Below are 17,256 nucleotides of genomic sequence, written 5' to 3'. Positions count from 1 at the left end.
TGCACCATAACGGTGTTATTATCTTTCGCTCTTTTTATATACGGTGTTGTTCTCATGAAACTAGTACTCTTTGCTTTACCTTTAGCCCTAGCGATCCTCACGCCTACGGTAGTGACGGCTAAAGAAACTTGTACCATCGAACAGTTTCAGGCGATAGACATTCAACCGGATACAAAAGGCGGTGTGTTAGATAAAGAAAGCGGCCAGTTTCTGATCACTGAGAAGCCACCGATGCGCTGCGCCAATATTACGTTCATTACATCGACGACACGCAACCGTATCGCGAGCCAAATGAATAGAAAATTTGAAGCGAGCTTTTACGATGGCCAAACGAGTAACTCTCACTCGGTGACGTTTAATGAAGATGAAATACAGGCGGGTTACATTCGAATTGGTCGAAATAACCCTGTTGAAGCGTATGTTTGCTTTGTTACTTCAGAGACGCCAATCAAGAACATCACGTGTGATGTGAAGTAAACAGATTTTCGGCTGGCTTATTGAGTCAATCCTTTCTCTATGCGGGATGTTTAGAACAACAAGAGATTTCCGACTCACTCCTTCGTCGCTCTAGGGAATGACACATATACCAAAATGCAAAAAAGCCGTAGCCCCCTCTATTACGAGAGTGCTACGGCTTTCTTCAATATGGCAGTGAAGATCTTATTTTGAACATCAGGCGAACCCCACTTTGGTTCTAATCCTATTTCCAACGCTCTAAAACGACGAAAGCCTGTTCGTTGAGCAAGCTTTCTTAATGTGGCCAGTGAAGAGCTTATTTTGAACATCAGGCGAACCCCACTTTGGTTCTGATCCTATTTCCATGATCTAAAACGACAAAAGCCAGCTCATTGAGCAGGCTCTCTAAATATGGTCGGTGAAGAGCTTATTTTGAATATCAGGCGAACCCCACCTTGGTTCTGATCCTATTTCCTATGATCTAAAACGACGAAAGCCTGCTCATTGAGCAGGCTTTCTTAATGTGGTCGGTGAAGAGGGATTCGAACCCCCGACCCTCTGGTCCCAAACCAGATGCGCTACCAAGCTGCGCTATTCACCGAGATATCTAACTGGCTGATTGCCTGTCGATGAAGCGTATAATACGGATTCTGAGTTTATCCGCAAGGGCTTTTTTCACTCTTTTTTACAATATCGAATCGTTCGAACAAAAGACGTACAAGTGAAATGCCAATGTGACGAAAAACACACACTCAACAACAAGTATTTAACTTATGAAACAGGATTGATCCAGATCAGTGAATTGATAAGGCTACTTAATACACTAAGCCATGTCATATAACTTTGAGGTATACACATGGACTTTTGGCTAGAACTCCTATTTGGTAATGCAGTGGGGCTATCTTCAATGATAGTAATATTCGGGGCTCTGGGTCTCATGATGTTCTATGGAGGCTTCTTCATCTACAAAGTTATGACTGAAAAATCTCCTCACTAGAATCGCTCAGCCTAAGTCATCTACTTTTAAGTATCATTTTCTTTGGGTGGATGTAAAAACGCTTTGCACCGGAGCAGACTTATTGTCTTCTCCGGTTTTTTCATTTTTAAACCCGGCCTCAACTTAGGTATACTTACCCTATCCTTCTCCAACTTGAGATACACACTATGTCTCATGATGACGACTTAGATCTATTCCAAGAAATGATGGGCGATGTTAAACGTATCGACCATGACACCGCCGAACACCAGAAAGTACACCGAGTCACAGAATCTCACCTTGCTAAGCGTGAAGCTGCTATGTGGCTGTCTGACGACGAGAAAGACTACTTATCATTAGACTACTCACCAATGATCAAGCCAGACGACGTCATTGCTTACAAGAAAGATGGTGTACAAGAAGGCGTATACAAAAAGCTGCGCTTAGGCAAATACCCTATTCAGGCCAAACTCGACCTTCATAGGAAAACACTGAAAGATGCTCGTAACGAAGTACTCTCATTTTTACGCCAGTGTTTAAGAATGGATGTTCGCACCGTTATCATTGTTCACGGTAAAGGTGAGCGCTCGAACCCACCAGCAATGATGAAAAGCTACGTGGCGAATTGGCTCACGCAAATTAACGACGTTCAATGTGTTCACTCTGCCCAGCAATTTCATGGTGGTACTGGCGCAGTCTACGTTATGCTCAGAAAGAGTAACGAGAAAAAGCTAGAGAACAGAGAGCGCCATCAAAAACGCACCAGTTAACTGGTTGAAACAGATAAGTACACTGATAGCGAATTGCATCAAGATCGATATTTCGTGCCTAGACTCACACCAAGTGCTAAAATTGTCCTCAGTTAACGAATCCCAACTCAAAGCAACTATCCAAAGGTTGCTTTTTGTTTATCTATATTTCCGTTGTGAAACGCTAAGAGAATATCATGTCACAAGAATCCCAAGCTAAACGCCTTAATAAATACATCAGTGAAACTGGTTTTTGCTCACGCCGCGAAGCCGACAAACTCATTGATGCAGGCCGAGTTACTATTAACGGTAAGATCCCTGAAATGGGTACTAAAGTCTTGCCCGGTGATGATGTTGAGATAGACAATAAACCTGTTCGCTCAAAAGAGAAGCCGATCTACATTGCTCTTAATAAACCAACAGGCATCACCTGTACTACTGAACGTGATATTCCTGGCAACATCGTCGACTTTATCGGCCACCACAAACGTATTTTCCCTATTGGTCGTCTAGATAAGCCTTCTGATGGTCTTATCTTCTTGACCAACGACGGCGATATCGTAAACAAAATCCTACGTGCAGGTAACAACCACGAAAAAGAATACGTGGTTCGTGTAGATAAACCTATTACGACTGAGTTCTTAAAGCAAATGGGCGCTGGCGTTCATATTCTCGATACTGTTACCTTGCCATGTAAGGTAGAGAAAGAGACCAAGTTCTCATTTCGCATCACATTAACGCAAGGCCTTAACCGTCAGATTCGCCGTATGTGTGAAGCTCTCGGATATGAAGTCTTTAAGCTTCGCCGTGTTCGTATTATGAACATCTCATTAGACGGCATTCCTAACGGAAAATGGCGCTACCTGAGCGACGAAGAGATTACTGAAATCTTGGCAATGTGTGAAGGCTCAGTAAGTACTGAAGATGCGTCAAAAATCAACGCGAAAGGTCAACGCATTCGTAAAGCGACTGACGCGAAACTTTTTGATAGCCGTGAAGAGAACCAAACTTCAACTGCGCGCCGTAATCAAAACGAGAACCGTACTCGCACTTACCGCGGTAACAATGCGGATGAATTCCGTCATGCGCCTAACTCAAAGCGTGGCCGTAACTCATCGAACGGTGAAAGCAGTGGCGGTGGCAATACCGAGAACTGGAAATCAAACTCTCGTTCAGAGCGTTCTAATTCAGATAAAAACCGTTCGGATCGCAATCGCACAGATCGCGACAATAACGAACGTAGAAGCGGTAAACCGACAAACCGCAGTCAAGATTCAAACAGACCGAACAAGCCTGCACCGAAACGTGTTGGTGGTACTTTAGGTTTGAAAAAGTAGTCAGAACCCTTTCAAACGGGACTGTCGATAAAGAAACGCCCGCTAGATTAGTCTAGCGGGCGTTTTATTTATGATCATGTACGTTTATCGTTATGGAAAGCACAAGCTACAGGCATAGTTCAGCAAACTGACCACGCGTAAGTAGTACTAAGTCTTTCGGATCTAGCTCGATCTCTAACCCTCTCTTCCCTGCACTCACACATATCGTTTCAAAATCGGTAGCGCTGGAATGAACAAAGGTAGGTAATGCTTTTTTCTGACCAAGAGGACTGATTCCTCCCACCACATAACCTGTCGTTTTCTGAGCAATATCTGGATCAGCCATCTCTGCTTTTTTACCTTTCGCTGCTTTAGCTGCAAGCTTAAGGTTTAACTTCTGGTCAACAGGAATAACAGCTACCGCCAAATCTTTCGCCACACCATTCAAGCTGAACAACAGCGTTTTGAATACACGTTTGGGATCTTGACCAAGCGCTTCGACAGCCTCTAATCCATAATTCGTGTTATTTGTATCATGATGATACTGATGCACACTGTGAGCGATTTTCTTTTTCTTGGCGAGATTGATTGCAGGGGTCATAACAAATCCAAACGATAGATAAACAAAAAGCGACGCCGAGGCGTCGCTTTAGTTAAATTTATCATGGTGCTAGAGTCAATCTAATTTAGCACCTAGTGATTCAATTAACTGGGTTCAATTACTTGTAAACCATTTGACCTGAAGGCGCGTACTTGTTCACATCAACAGGGCTGTTTGCTTCTAGGTACTCTTTTAGTACTTCAGCGTCAACAAAACCTGTGTTCACAAAGCCAGGGTGATCAGACAGTTTAGGGTAACCGTCACCGCCAGCAGCGTTAAAGCTTGGTACCGTAAAGCGGTATGTTTCATCTAAACGAAGCTGCTTGCCACCGATGAAGACATTCGATACTTCACCGTCAGCGACAGTCATAGAAATACCTGCAAACTGTGCATAAGCACCTGAATCAACAGGTTTAGTCGCCACTACGTTTAGGTAATCTAGAACTTCTTTACCAGTCATATCAGTGTAAGTCAGGATGTTTGCAAAAGGCTGTACTGTTAGTACATCTTTGTACGTCACATCGCCGGCTTCAATTGAGTCACGAACGCCACCAGAGTTCATCACAGCGAAGTCTGCTTTTGCACGCTCCATGTGAGAAGTCGCAATCAAACGACCCAGGTTAGTTTGTTGGAAGCGAACTACGTTACGGTCACCTTCAAGCTTGCCATTTGTCTCAGCGATTTGAACTTCTAACTGAGCTTGGCCCTGTTCTTGGAAAGGACGTAGGAATTCAAGCAGCTCTGGATCTTGTGCGATTTCATCTTGAATAAGAACGCGTTGCTTCTTGCCGTCAATCTTAACTTTCTTCTTAAGGTTAACGGGAACCAAGTCGTAGCTCACCATCTCTAGTTCGCCGTTACGGAATTCGTAATCAGCACGGCCTACGTACTTGCCCCATTCGTGAGCTTGAACGATGTAAGTACCGTTTTGAACGTCTGGTTTACACTCATCACCCGGCTTGAAGTTTTGCTTCGCAACGTTAGGGCCTTCCATACATACAGGCTCTTGAGAGTGACCACCAACGATCATATCTAGATCGCCTTCATTTAGGTAACGAGCAAGTGCTACATCACCCGGAGCATTAACACCACGCTGACCATTTTCGTAGTGACCCATGTGAGTCACAGCGAAGATAAGATCGGGTTTTTCTGTTTCTTTAAGTTCAGCGATCAGTTTCTTCGCTTCTTCTTTAGGGTCACGGAAATCGATACCAGCAATAAATTCTGGGTTACCAATTTTCGCAGTATCTTCAGTCGTTAGACCGATAACAGCAATCTTGATACCTTGCTTTTCAAACATCTCGTAAGCTTGGAATTTACGCTCGCCTGTCGCTTTGTCGTAGATGTTTGCAGATAGCATTGGGAAGTTTGCCCAGTCGATCTGTTTTTGCAGTACGTCTAGTGAGTTATCGAACTCGTGGTTACCTAATGCCATTGCATCGTAACCAATTTTATTCATACCTTTAAAATCAGGTTCTGCATCCTGAAGGTCTGACTCTGGTACACCAGTGTTGATGTCACCGCCAGATAGAAGCAACACGCTACCGCCTTCTGCTTCAACTTCTGCACGAAGTTGGTCAACAAGCGTTTTACGTGCAGACATGCCGTATTCGCCGTATTTGTTCTGCCAAAAACGACCATGGTTGTCGTTCGTATGCAGGATAGTTAGCTTATAAGTTTCGTCTTGGTTCCAATCATGAGCTGATTGAGACGCACATCCAGCCAAAGTAGCTAGGATTGCAGCACTTAGTGCTGTCTTTAGAATAAGGCGTTGCTTCATTGTCATACCTTTGAACTTTTTAGGGGAATCCACTGCTTTCTATAATCCATTGCGACTCCTTGTCTGGAGTTCGAACAATAAGACTTCAACATGACTAATCTTAAATTAACATTCTAAATGTAACACGACGATTTCATATTTATGTCGAATTGGTCACGCATAGATCAACAGTTAAGTGTAACAAAATTATGAGATTACACTCAAACTTCCCCTGCATCACAGGCAATCGTTTACTTATAAAGTGTGATGAATGTCAGCAATTCACTACAAACAGGACAGACCTCACACACCTATACCCCTTTCTTAGGGAATCAGAGGCTCTGTTAACAAGAATTTAATCGCCTATCGTAGATTGACGCACTGAAAAACAAGTTCGTGAACAGCCATTCAGACAGCTTAGTCATAGCCCAAATAGGCCGAGGCTTCGGTGAACTCAACGGATGTTCCATTAAAAAACGCCCAACTCTAAGAGTTGGGCGTTTGTCTATTACAATCAAATAACGAGTTAACATTCTCTAGTGAATACTAGTGACTTAACATCAGATAAAACTATTTAATTTCGATGTGCTCGAAGCCTTTGATAAGGTCATCAAGTGCTTTCATCTGCTTCAAGAACGGTTCTAGTTTATCTAGCGGTAGCGCCGATGGGCCATCACAGCGTGCTTGATCCGGGTTCGGGTGTGCCTCAAGAAATAGACCAGCAATACCCGTCGCAATGCCCGCTTTAGCTAGTTCAACCGTTTGCTCACGACGACCGCCAGATGCAGCACCTGATGGATCACGCATTTGAAGCGCGTGAGTCACGTCAAAGATGATTGGGCTGCCGTTTGATGATTTTTTCATTACACCGAAGCCAAGCATATCAACAACTAAGTTGTCATACCCCATGCAAGAACCACGTTCACAAAGAATGATGTTGTCGTTGCCGCATTCAGCAAACTTATCAACGATGTTACCCACTTGATCTGGGCTCATGAATTGAGGTTTCTTCACGTTGATTACCGCGCCAGTCTTAGCCATCGCTTCAACAAGGTCGGTTTGACGAGCTAGGAACGCCGGAAGTTGGATTACATCAACCACATCAGCAACAGGCTGAGCTTGTGCTTCTGTGTGAATATCAGTAATGATCTTCACGCCAAAAGTATCTTTCAGCTCTTGGAAAATTTTAAGACCTTCTTCCATGCCAGGACCACGGTATGAGTGAACTGAGCTACGGTTTGCTTTGTCGAAAGACGCCTTAAATACATAAGGGATACCCAGCTTCTCTGTTACTTTCACGTAGTGCTCACAGATCTGCATAGCGAGATCGCGAGATTCAAGAACGTTCATACCTGCAAATAGCGTAAATGGCTTGTCATTAGCAATTGGCATATTGCCAATGTGAACTGTTTTCTGTTCCATCATATTCTCTCTAAATAATTATTAATTAGTGAACAACCACTGTCTTTTCGTTCATGACGTTCACTTGAGATTTTAGTAGCTCAGATGCAGGGTCATCTGGGCATTGGTCGATAAAATATTGATAATCCGTAGCAGCGACTTGATGACAGTCTAGCTGCTGATAAATAAAGCCGCGGTCGCGGATTTCATACGGATCATCCGGCACAAACGTTAACGCAAGGTCAGTACACTTCAATGCAAGCGTATAACGCTCTTCTCGCAGCAATGCACTCTTAAGTAACGCTAGCCACTTACCAATAATCGTTGGGTGGTCAGCAACTTCTAAGTGTTCAGCTTTTACCTTAGCTAGTGGGCCATCATGCCCAATAAGCCATGCTCGTAAAGTTTGCACGCCAACGTACTCGCCGTTGTACGGGTTAATGTATACAGCAGCTTGCCCGAACCAACTCACTTTAAGTAAGAATTGAGTTGGGAAAGATACGCCTTCAACAGGGAAGCCTAACTTGCGACCTAGATACAGAAAGATCGCACCAAGACTCACTGGAATGCCTTTTTTTCTCTCAAGTACTTTATCGATAAATGCGTTTTCCGAAGAAAAATACGCATCTTTATCCCCAGCAAAACCCCACTCATAAAAGAATAGTCGAATAAAGGATTCAAATTTCTGCTGTTCATCCGTTTCGTTAACCAAAGCAAACTCGGCGTCTTTCAACAATCTCGCCAACTCTTGTTCTGCCCAACTGTCTTGAGTTTCTGGGTTAATCGCTTTATTTAAGATCAATGCACCTTCAGCTAACTCTAGCTGGTCAAAGTCTTCATCAAAAAATTCGTACATAGGTAGTTAACCGAAATAAGGAGATAATTAACCGAAAAATGTTGGTGTCTTCGTCATTGCAATTTTACCTGCCATCGCTAACCAGCCAAGCGCACCAAAGAAAGAGAACACTCTCAGTAGCTTGTTTTTACCTAGCTTAAGCGCAAAGAAACCCAATGCGATGTAAGCCATAACACAGGTTAGTTTTTCGGTTAACCAGGGTGCTGCTGGTGTAAATGGAATAAAGCCAGTGATAAAAATCAAACCAATACCCGAAAGCAACAGCAATGAGTCATTGATATGAGGGAAACGCTGTAAGAAAGGATGCTTAAGCTTCGGTGAGTTAGCCATCATAAGAGCGAAACGAATCGAAAGAAGCAGTGCGCTTATAGCAATCGTTAATAGGTGAAAATGTTTTAGACCTTCGTACATGGTATTCCTTTATATTTTTATATGTCTTTCGTTAACACGAGCCACACAATACCCGTTAATGCTCTGTAGTTCTGCGTAAAATCTCTGTATTTCTGCGTTAAATGCATTATCGAGCTAAGTGTATTTTCGAGTTAAAGGTATCAATTTAGCAAGTTAATCATCTATTGCTCACAAGATGATTAACAGCAGCCTATGAACAGTAACGACCCAATGTCACTCGGTCATTACCACCGTAATCTTTCTCTGTCACAACATCGAGATATCCGAGCGCCTGCATAATCTCACGTACAGCTAAACCTTGGTCGTAACCGTGTTCAAACGCTAACCAACCTTCGTTTTCTAAAAAGCTTCGTGCGTTTTCAGAGATGTATCGAATATCAGCTAAACCTTTATCTTCAGCCACTAACGCTGTGATCGGTTCAAAACGCACATCACCTTGAGATAAATGAGGGTCATTCTTCTCAATGTAAGGTGGGTTAGAGACAATCAACGAGAACTTCACCGCTTCTTTTTCAGAGTTAGCCAGGTTCAAAGGCTCAAACCAACTGCCATGTAAAAAAGTGGCGTTAGTGATATTTAATCGCTGAGCGTTTTCTGTCGCTAGTTGTTGCGCTTCCGGACGAAGATCAATTCCCGTCACTGGTCGGTTCGGCATCTCAGACGCCAATGCCAAAGCAATCGCACCTGTACCAGTTCCTAAATCGAGAATCGCACCTTGCTTGCCATACGTTTTGTCTAACGCCACTTCAACCAAACGTTCCGTATCTGGACGCGGGATTAAAGTAGAAGGAGAGACTTTTAACGGTAGCGACCAAAACTCACGTTCACCAACAATATAAGCCACAGGCTCACCGATTAAGCGACGTTTTAGAAGGATATGGAATTCGGATTCTTGTTCTGAAGTGAGATGCTTCTCAGGCCAAGTCAGTAGGTAAGATCTAGGTTTATCTAAGGCGTGACAAAGCAGTACCGCAGCATCAATCGAGGGCGACGTGTTATCGCCCTCTTGAAGCTGTACGATTGCTGACTTTAAAGCACTTTCAACCGTATATGCTGACTGCATAGTAATTAGTTGTGCTCAGCAAGTGCTGCTAGTTGATCGGCTTGGTGCTCTTGTAGAACAGGATCAAGCAGGCTTTGCATATCACCCTCTAGAACTTCGTTCAGGCGGTAGATAGTTAAGTTAATGCGGTGATCAGAAACACGGCCTTGAGGGTAGTTGTACGTACGAATACGGTCACTACGGTCACCAGAACCTAATAGGTTACGACGTGTATCTGAAATCGCGGCAGCACGACGCTCTTCTTCAGCTTGAACGATACGAGCCGCAAGAACAGCCATCGCTTTCGCTTTGTTTTTATGCTGAGAACGCTCGTCTTGACACTCTACAACTGTACCTGTTGGTAAGTGAGTAATACGGATTGCTGAATCCGTGGTGTTAACGTGCTGACCACCCGCGCCAGATGCACGGAAAGTATCAATCTTAAGATCGCCAGCTTTGATCTCTGGAAGATCCGCTTCTGGGATCTCAGGCATAACCGCAACGGTACATGCTGATGTATGAACACGACCTTGAGATTCCGTCTCAGGTACACGTTGTACACGGTGACCACCAGACTCAAACTTCATTGTGCCGTAAACAGCATCGCCACTGATTTTAGCGATCATCTCTTTAAAGCCGCCCTGCTCTGAAACATTGCTGCTCATCACTTCGACGCGCCAGCCTTTTTTCTCGGCAAACTTAGAGTACATACGGAAAAGGTTACCCGCAAAGATACCCGCTTCATCACCACCTGCGCCGGCACGAATCTCTAAGAAACAGTTACGCTCATCGTTTGGATCTTTTGGAATCAGAAGAATTTGCAGCTCATCAGTCAGGCGTTCAATATTCGCTTTCGCATCTTTGATTTCTTCTTGAGCCATTTCACGCATTTCTGCGTCGTCTTCATTTGCCATCTCTTCAGCAGCTTCTAAATCTTCTTGAGCTTGCTGGTATGATTTAAAGCACCCCGTCACCTCTTCTAATTGAGAATACTCTTTTGACAAGGCACGGAATTTGTCTTGATTCCCAAGTACATCGGGATCACCAAGTAGATGTTGAACTTCTTCATAGCGTTCAACAAGTGTTTCAAGCTTTATTAGAATCGAGGCTTTCATAATGTCTTATTCTGTTGGCGGTCGAATATTATTGAGGGTTTTCTAAGCCCAAACTCTGTCTAATGACCGTTAATTTTGCAGGTTCTCCTTGCTCTGCTGCACTTTGGAGTGCACGCGTTGGAGCATGGATCAATTTGTTTGTGAGCTTGTTACTTAGCTCAAGTAAAACTTTTTCAGGGTCACCGCCAGCGGCAAGTGATTGTAAACTCTTACTTAATAATTCTTCTCGGATTTCATTGGCCGATTTTCGATAGTCACGAATACTGTCTACCGCTTGCAGTGAGCGCATCCAACTCATGAAGGCCGCACTTTCTTCACTAACAATAGCTTCCGCTTGGATAGCTTCTACTTTTCGTTGTTCAATGTTGCCATCAACAATCGACTGCAGATCATCAACGGAATACAGGTAAGCATCATTCAGATCGCCTACCTGAGACTCAACGTCTCGAGGCACTGCAATATCAACCAACAACATCGGTTGATGTTTTCTTGTCTTAAGTGCGGTCTCAACCATGCCCTTCCCAATAATAGGCAGTGGACTAGCGGTTGAGCTGATCACGATATCCGCTCGATGCAGGTGATCGGGGATTTCATTGAGGCTAATCACTTCAGCACCAAACTCTTCTGCTAGCCCTAAAGCACGCTCACGAGTTCGGTTGGCCACAATCATCTTGGTGCAACCATTCGCTGAAAGGTGTTTTGCCACCAATTCAATCGTCTCACCCGCACCGACCAATAACACCGTTGATTCAGCAATCGACTCAAAGATGTGTTTGGCTAATGTGCAAGCTGCGTAAGCAACTGAAACCGCGCTTCCGCCAATTTCAGTTTCAGTTCGAACACGCTTAGCGACAGAAAATGATTTCTGAAACAGTTTTTCCATTGAAGCATCAACAGATTTGTTATCTCGAGAATCTGTATAAGCTTGCTTCACCTGACCTAAAATCTGTGGTTCACCCAACACCAGAGAGTCCAAACCACAAGCAACGCGCATTAAGTGCTTAATCGCGGCTTGTTCTTCATGGATGTAGATACTCGGTTTTAGTTCTTCAGGGCTAACTTGATGAAATACAGACAGCCAATCGATCAACTTGTTTTTTGCCACGCCTTTGACGTCACAATACACTTCAGTTCGATTACAGGTAGAAAGTATGACACTTCCATTTACGTGTGCATTTGCGTTAAGTTGCTTAAGTGCCTCAGATAATTTATCTGGACCAAAAGCGACTTTTTCTCGCAATTCAACCGACGCTGTATTGTGATTGATACCTACGGCAAGCAAAGACATGTATCAGAAGTTCTCGATCAGGGAATGGAAACAAGGGGCGAATTTTACTTGATGCATGGCTCTATTTAAAGAGCAAGCGGGATTTGTTTTCCTGAGTTCGTGAATTCAATGCTATAGTTGAGACGTTTTTTAGATAAATTTGAACAAGTTGTGAGCAAATATGAGCAAGCTTCGAAAAATCACGTCTCTTATTTTTTTGACCATCATTATGGTGGGTTGCTCGTCTATCCCAGAACAACCGACCAGCGTTGAGTGGCAAAGTCACCAAAACAGGCTTTTACAGATAGAAAACTATCAAGCTTCAGGCAAGCTCGCTTACATTTCTCCAGAGCAACGCCAAAGCCTAAACTTCATATGGAAGCACTCCCCAAATCAAAGCCAATTAAGACTGACCACTTTCCTTGGTCAAACCGCCTTGAACCTTACAATTGACAGTTTGGGTGCAAAAGTCGTGACTTACGATGATCAAGTATTCACCCATGCAAGTGCATCTGTATTGGTAGAGCAACTTACTGGATTGCAGATCCCCATTGATCACCTACCACAATGGTTTCTTGGCATTCCCGACCAAGCAGATAGCTACCAACTCAACAGCACTAACACGCTTGAATCTCTGTCTAAACAAGTAAGCAGTCAATTGTGGACTCTGAATTTTGCTAACTATCGCAATACAGAGATGCCGAGTACACTATTATCTGGTGAAGACAGCAAGAACTCTAGTGAAGACAGCACGAACGTAGAGACAATCCCACTCCCTACTCGATTGTCATTCAAGCAAGACGAGAACAAAATCAACATTGTAGTTTCGAAGTGGACACTGAAAAAATGATAACAACGCCAACGCACTGGCCTTCGCCAGCTAAGCTGAATTTATTTCTCTATATCACTGGCCAACGCGACAATGGCTATCACGAACTTCAGACCCTATTTCAGTTTGTCGACTTTGGCGATGAACTTACGGTTACCGCAAACCGAGAAACAAGCTCGATAACCATCACACCTGAAATTCCAGGCGTTGAGACAGAAGATAACCTGATTTGGAAAGCCGCAACTGCCCTTCAACAATATACATCGACAACTTTCGGTGCGGATATTGAGTTAAAGAAAGTGCTTCCTATGGGAGGTGGCATTGGTGGAGGTTCTTCAAATGCCGCAACCGTGTTGGTCGCTCTCAACCATTTATGGCAACTCAACCTGTCTGATGATCAGCTAGCAGAGATTGGCTTAAAGCTTGGTGCCGACGTTCCGGTCTTCGTTCGAGGCCACGCCGCCTTTGCTGAAGGGGTTGGCGAACAACTGCAACCCGCTAATCCGGATGAGAAATGGTATCTCGTTGTTAAACCTCAAGTGAGCATAGCAACCGTAGACATATTCACACATTCAAAATTAACTCGAAACACGCCGAAGCGAGCGCTAGCAACGCTTCTAGAGCAAGAATACGTAAACGATTGCGAAAAAATTGTGCGAATGCTGTACCCAGAGGTTGATAAGCAACTTTCATGGCTGCTACAATACGCGCCGTCGAGATTGACTGGTACAGGTTCGTGCGTTTTTGCTGAATTTAGCAGCAAAAAAGAAGCCGAACTGGTGCTAGAGCAACTACCTGACACAGTTTCCGCGTTTGTCGCGAAAGGACGAAACATTTCGCCTTTGAAAGAAACTTTGGCTGAATACCAATCAGCCCACCCACAATCTATTTAAAACTGGACGCAACCCGAGGTTTCCACCGTGCCTGATATGAAGCTATTTGCTGGTAACGCAACACCTGAACTAGCCCAACGTATTGCTGATCGTCTATACATCTCTCTTGGCGATGCTACTGTAGACCGTTTTTCTGATGGCGAAGTCGCTGTTCAAATCAATGAAAACGTTCGTGGTAGCGATGTATTCCTGATTCAATCAACTTGTGCACCAACCAATGACAACCTTATGGAGTTGGTGGTAATGATTGACGCAATGCGCCGTGCTTCTGCTGGCCGTATTACTGCTGTAATCCCTTACTTCGGTTATGCCCGTCAAGATCGTCGTGTACGTTCTGCTCGTGTGCCTATTACTGCAAAAGTTGTTGCAGATTTCCTTTCTAACGTTGGTGTTGACCGCGTTTTGACTATCGACCTACACGCAGAGCAAATCCAAGGCTTCTTCGATGTACCTGTTGATAACATTTTCGGCACTCCAGTTCTTCTAGAAGACATGGCTAACCGTGGCCTAGAAAACCCAGTTGTGGTTTCTCCAGACCTTGGTGGTGTTGTACGTGCTCGTGCTACAGCTAAAGCGCTAGGTGATGTTGATATCGCTATCGTTGATAAGCGTCGTCCACGTGCTAACGTTTCTGAAGTAATGAACCTAATCGGTGATGTTGAAGGTCGTGACTGTGTTATCGTTGATGACATGATCGATACTGGTGGCACACTATGTAAAGCAGCTGAAGCGCTTAAAGAGCGCGGTGCTAAGCGTGTATTCGCTTACGCAACTCACGCTGTATTCTCTGGTACTGCTGCAGACAACATCCGCAATTCAGTTCTAGACCAAGTTATTGTTACTGATTCAATCAAGCTTTCTCCAGAAATGGCCGCGACAGGTAAAGTGACTGAGCTAAGCCTTTCTCGCATGCTTGCTGAAGCGATTCGTCGTATCAGCAACGAAGAGTCTATCTCTGCGATGTTCAACTAATCAAAGCTCTATAGCTTTGCTTTAGCAGAACAATCTGAAAAAGATATTAAGCACTTCATTCGATGAAGTGCTTTTTTTATATCTAACGACCACAGTTTGAATCATTGAGTTGCTATCAGCTAGCTCGCACCTTTTTCATAAACTGTGATATCATACGGCGCTTTTTGAAATCCCAAGAGAGATCCATACCTTGAGCCAACAAATAAAACTTCTCGTTGGACTGGCTAATCCAGGTCCAGAATACGCCAAAACTCGCCACAATGCGGGTGCTTGGGTAGTTGAAGAATTAGCACGTGTACACAACGTGACACTGAAGAACGAACCAAAGTTCTTTGGCCTAACGGGTCGTATCATGGTTCATGGTGAAGATCTTCGTTTGCTGATCCCAACGACTTTTATGAACTTATCCGGCAAAGCAGTTGCAGCACTGGCAAAGTTCTACCAAATTAAACCAGAAGAGATCATGGTCGCTCACGATGAGTTAGACCTCCCTCCAGGTATTGGTAAGTTTAAAAAAGGTGGTGGTCATGGTGGACATAATGGTCTGAAAGACATCATAAGCAAACAGGGTAACAATAAAGAATTCTATCGTCTTAGATTAGGCATTGGCCATCCAGGACACAAAGATAAAGTTGCAGGTTATGTATTAGGCAAAGCTCCTGCGAAAGAGCAAGAGTGTATCGAGGCTGTCGTTGACGAATCGGTTCGTAGCCTAGACATCTTATTGAAAGATGGCCTACCAAAAGCACAAAATCGCTTACATACGTTCAAAGCAGAATAAGGTTTATATCATGGGTTTTAAATGTGGCATCGTTGGTCTACCAAACGTTGGTAAGTCAACTCTGTTTAACGCACTGACTAAAGCAGGCATCGAAGCAGCAAACTTTCCATTTTGTACGATCGAACCAAACACAGGTATCGTTCCGGTTCCAGATCTACGCTTAGATGCATTAGCAAAAATTGTTAATCCACAGAAGATCCTTCCAACGACAATGGAATTCGTAGATATCGCAGGCCTAGTTGCTGGCGCATCTAAAGGCGAAGGTCTAGGTAACAAGTTCCTAGCTAACATCCGCGAAACTGATGCTATCGGTCACGTTGTACGCTGCTTTGAAAACGAAAACATCGTTCACGTTTCAGGCAAAGTATCACCTATCGAAGATATCGAAGTGATCAACCTTGAGCTTGCTCTTGCCGATCTAGATAGCTGTGAACGTGCAATATTCCGCAATGCTAAAAAAGCAAAAGGCGGCGATAAAGACGCTAAATTCGAAACTACGGTTCTTGAAAAGCTACTACCTATCCTGACTGAAGGTGGTATGGCTCGTACTGTTGAACTTGCTAAAGAAGAAGTAGCGGCGATCGACTACCTTAACTTCCTAACGCTTAAGCCAACAATGTACATTGCAAACGTTGCTGAAGATGGTTTTGAAAACAACCCTTACCTAGACGCCGTTCGCGAATATGCAGAAAAAGAGAACAACGTTGTTGTTGCTGTGTGTGCTGCAATCGAATCTGAACTTTCTGAGCTTGACGATGAAGATCGTGAAGAGTTTCTAGCTGACATGGGTATTGAAGAACCAGGCCTTAACCGAGTGATCCGCTCTGGTTACGAACTACTTACTCTTCAGACTTACTTCACTGCAGGTGTTAAAGAAGTTCGCGCTTGGACGATCCCTGTAGGTGCGACTGCGCCACAAGCTGCAGGCAAGATCCACACCGACTTCGAAAAAGGATTCATCCGTGCAGAAGTAGTTGGTTACGAACATTTCATCGAATTTGGCGGTGAAAGCGGAGCAAAAGATGCAGGTAAATGGCGTCTTGAAGGCAAAGAATACATCGTTAAAGATGGTGATGTTGTTCACTTCCGTTTCAACGTTTAATTACCGATAAACATCTAATAAAAGGCCAGTGAATTCACTGGCCTTTTTCGTTTTCGCTCTTTCTAAAGAGCTTCTTATCCAAAACTTAACTTCCTATATATATCGGCATTTGAACCTATTTCTTGCTGACAAATACGCCTCTTTGACTAAAAAGAAACCGAACAGATGTTTATTCGTGATTTATTCAAAAAAAAAGTTGACGGGTTTCACTCAACTCCGCATAATGCGCCCCGTTCACAACGAAGCGGCAACGTCTCGAAATGAGCAACAATTTGGAAATGGCTACTTAGCTCAGTTGGTTAGAGCACATCACTCATAATGATGGGGTCGCAGGTTCGAATCCCGCAGTAGCCACCATTTCCTAAGCACTCTGTTTGTTATTAAACGTATGTCTTTTGACAACAAAGAGTTTTTAGGAAATAAAGCGGTCGTGGCGGAATTGGTAGACGCACCAGATTTAGGTTCTGGCGCCGAGAGGTGTGAGAGTTCAAGTCTCTCCGACCGCACCATATTTAGATATCTTAAATGACATCACTGTTGGGCTATCGCCAAGCGGTAAGGCACTGGCTTTTGATGCCAGCATTCCCTGGTTCGAATCCAGGTAGCCCAGCCACTACAACGTTACTTAGACAAACCATAAGTCTTCTTAACTATACTCTTCGCTAGAGTAAAAGCTTTGCTGCGGTCGTGGCGGAATTGGTAGACGCACCAGATTTAGGTTCTGGCGCCG

The 17,256-nt window shown here is 44.0% G+C and carries 17 protein-coding genes and 4 tRNA genes; 12 read left to right on the top strand and 9 right to left on the bottom strand.

The window, feature by feature from the left end; translation table 11 throughout:
- Positions 1 to 54 precede the first annotated feature (54 nt).
- A complete protein-coding gene (locus ACED25_RS17050) occupies positions 55 to 477 on the top strand; it encodes a hypothetical protein (protein WP_017099139.1) in 423 nt (140 codons plus the stop codon).
- Between the two features lie 503 nt (positions 478 to 980).
- Here the strand turns inward: ACED25_RS17050 and ACED25_RS17045 are convergent.
- A tRNA-Pro gene (locus ACED25_RS17045) sits at positions 981 to 1,057 on the bottom strand.
- A gap of 255 nt (positions 1,058 to 1,312) precedes the next feature.
- On the opposite strand from ACED25_RS17045, the gene ACED25_RS17040 reads away from it, so the two are divergent.
- From ACED25_RS17040 to rluF, 3 genes are all read left to right on the top strand, one after another.
- Positions 1,313 to 1,453, top strand: a complete 141-nt coding sequence (locus tag ACED25_RS17040; RefSeq protein WP_004736246.1) for a DUF3149 domain-containing protein — start codon at positions 1,313 to 1,315, stop codon at positions 1,451 to 1,453.
- 167 nt (positions 1,454 to 1,620) lie between these two features.
- A complete protein-coding gene (smrA, locus tag ACED25_RS17035; protein ID WP_017076135.1) occupies positions 1,621 to 2,202 on the top strand; it encodes a DNA endonuclease SmrA in 582 nt (193 codons plus the stop codon).
- Positions 2,203 to 2,378: 176 nt separating this feature from the next.
- On the top strand, positions 2,379 to 3,518 hold the full coding sequence (rluF, locus tag ACED25_RS17030; protein WP_371695742.1) for a 23S rRNA pseudouridine(2604) synthase RluF: 1,140 nt from the start codon (positions 2,379 to 2,381) through the stop codon (positions 3,516 to 3,518).
- Between the two features lie 106 nt (positions 3,519 to 3,624).
- Here rluF and ybaK read toward each other — a convergent pair whose 3' ends face one another.
- The 8 genes from ybaK to hemA form a co-directional block, all read right to left on the bottom strand.
- On the bottom strand, positions 3,625 to 4,098 hold the full coding sequence (ybaK, locus tag ACED25_RS17025) for a Cys-tRNA(Pro) deacylase (RefSeq protein WP_017099628.1): 474 nt from the start codon (positions 4,096 to 4,098) through the stop codon (positions 3,625 to 3,627).
- 118 nt (positions 4,099 to 4,216) lie between these two features.
- Positions 4,217 to 5,878, bottom strand: a complete 1,662-nt coding sequence (gene ushA / locus ACED25_RS17020) for a bifunctional UDP-sugar hydrolase/5'-nucleotidase UshA (protein WP_029223112.1) — start codon at positions 5,876 to 5,878, stop codon at positions 4,217 to 4,219.
- 549 nt (positions 5,879 to 6,427) lie between these two features.
- Complete coding sequence (gene kdsA, locus ACED25_RS17015; RefSeq protein WP_083784152.1) at positions 6,428 to 7,282, bottom strand: 3-deoxy-8-phosphooctulonate synthase; 855 nt, start codon at positions 7,280 to 7,282, stop codon at positions 6,428 to 6,430.
- 22 nt (positions 7,283 to 7,304) lie between these two features.
- Positions 7,305 to 8,114: a SirB1 family protein gene (locus ACED25_RS17010; protein ID WP_009848725.1), complete on the bottom strand. Its 810-nt coding sequence runs from the start codon at positions 8,112 to 8,114 to the stop codon at positions 7,305 to 7,307.
- Positions 8,115 to 8,141: 27 nt separating this feature from the next.
- Complete coding sequence (locus ACED25_RS17005; RefSeq protein ID WP_009848726.1) at positions 8,142 to 8,525, bottom strand: SirB2 family protein; 384 nt, start codon at positions 8,523 to 8,525, stop codon at positions 8,142 to 8,144.
- A 190-nt stretch (positions 8,526 to 8,715) separates the two neighbouring features.
- Positions 8,716 to 9,588, bottom strand: a complete 873-nt coding sequence (gene prmC / locus ACED25_RS17000) for a peptide chain release factor N(5)-glutamine methyltransferase (RefSeq protein ID WP_135444905.1) — start codon at positions 9,586 to 9,588, stop codon at positions 8,716 to 8,718.
- Between the two features lie 5 nt (positions 9,589 to 9,593).
- A complete protein-coding gene (prfA, locus tag ACED25_RS16995; RefSeq protein WP_009848728.1) occupies positions 9,594 to 10,682 on the bottom strand; it encodes a peptide chain release factor 1 in 1,089 nt (362 codons plus the stop codon).
- A 28-nt stretch (positions 10,683 to 10,710) separates the two neighbouring features.
- A complete protein-coding gene (hemA, locus tag ACED25_RS16990) occupies positions 10,711 to 11,970 on the bottom strand; it encodes a glutamyl-tRNA reductase (RefSeq protein ID WP_009848729.1) in 1,260 nt (419 codons plus the stop codon).
- A 160-nt stretch (positions 11,971 to 12,130) separates the two neighbouring features.
- On the opposite strand from hemA, the gene lolB reads away from it, so the two are divergent.
- The 8 genes from lolB (at position 12,131) to ACED25_RS16950 (ending at position 17,139) form a co-directional block, all read left to right on the top strand.
- Complete coding sequence (lolB, locus tag ACED25_RS16985; protein ID WP_017099626.1) at positions 12,131 to 12,799, top strand: lipoprotein insertase outer membrane protein LolB; 669 nt, start codon at positions 12,131 to 12,133, stop codon at positions 12,797 to 12,799.
- Positions 12,796 to 13,671: a 4-(cytidine 5'-diphospho)-2-C-methyl-D-erythritol kinase gene (gene ispE / locus ACED25_RS16980; protein ID WP_371695741.1), complete on the top strand. Its 876-nt coding sequence runs from the start codon at positions 12,796 to 12,798 to the stop codon at positions 13,669 to 13,671. The genes lolB and ispE overlap by 4 nt, the downstream gene beginning before the upstream one ends.
- 27 nt (positions 13,672 to 13,698) lie before the next feature.
- Positions 13,699 to 14,643, top strand: coding sequence for a ribose-phosphate pyrophosphokinase (locus ACED25_RS16975; RefSeq protein WP_017106306.1), 945 nt, complete (start codon positions 13,699 to 13,701; stop codon positions 14,641 to 14,643).
- A 190-nt stretch (positions 14,644 to 14,833) separates the two neighbouring features.
- Positions 14,834 to 15,424: an aminoacyl-tRNA hydrolase gene (gene pth, locus ACED25_RS16970; RefSeq protein ID WP_010439162.1), complete on the top strand. Its 591-nt coding sequence runs from the start codon at positions 14,834 to 14,836 to the stop codon at positions 15,422 to 15,424.
- 10 nt (positions 15,425 to 15,434) lie between these two features.
- On the top strand, positions 15,435 to 16,526 hold the full coding sequence (gene ychF, locus ACED25_RS16965; protein WP_029223110.1) for a redox-regulated ATPase YchF: 1,092 nt from the start codon (positions 15,435 to 15,437) through the stop codon (positions 16,524 to 16,526).
- Between the two features lie 280 nt (positions 16,527 to 16,806).
- Positions 16,807 to 16,883: transfer RNA gene (locus ACED25_RS16960), tRNA-Met, on the top strand.
- A 67-nt stretch (positions 16,884 to 16,950) separates the two neighbouring features.
- A tRNA-Leu gene (locus ACED25_RS16955) sits at positions 16,951 to 17,035 on the top strand.
- Between the two features lie 29 nt (positions 17,036 to 17,064).
- Positions 17,065 to 17,139, top strand: a tRNA-Gln gene (locus ACED25_RS16950).
- Positions 17,140 to 17,256 lie beyond the last annotated feature (117 nt).

Source organism: Vibrio sp. 1F263, assembly GCF_041439035.1.
In the GTDB taxonomy this organism is placed as follows: Bacteria; Pseudomonadota; Gammaproteobacteria; order Enterobacterales; family Vibrionaceae; genus Vibrio; species Vibrio tasmaniensis_A.
This window is presented reverse-complemented; position numbering and strand designations above follow the sequence as displayed.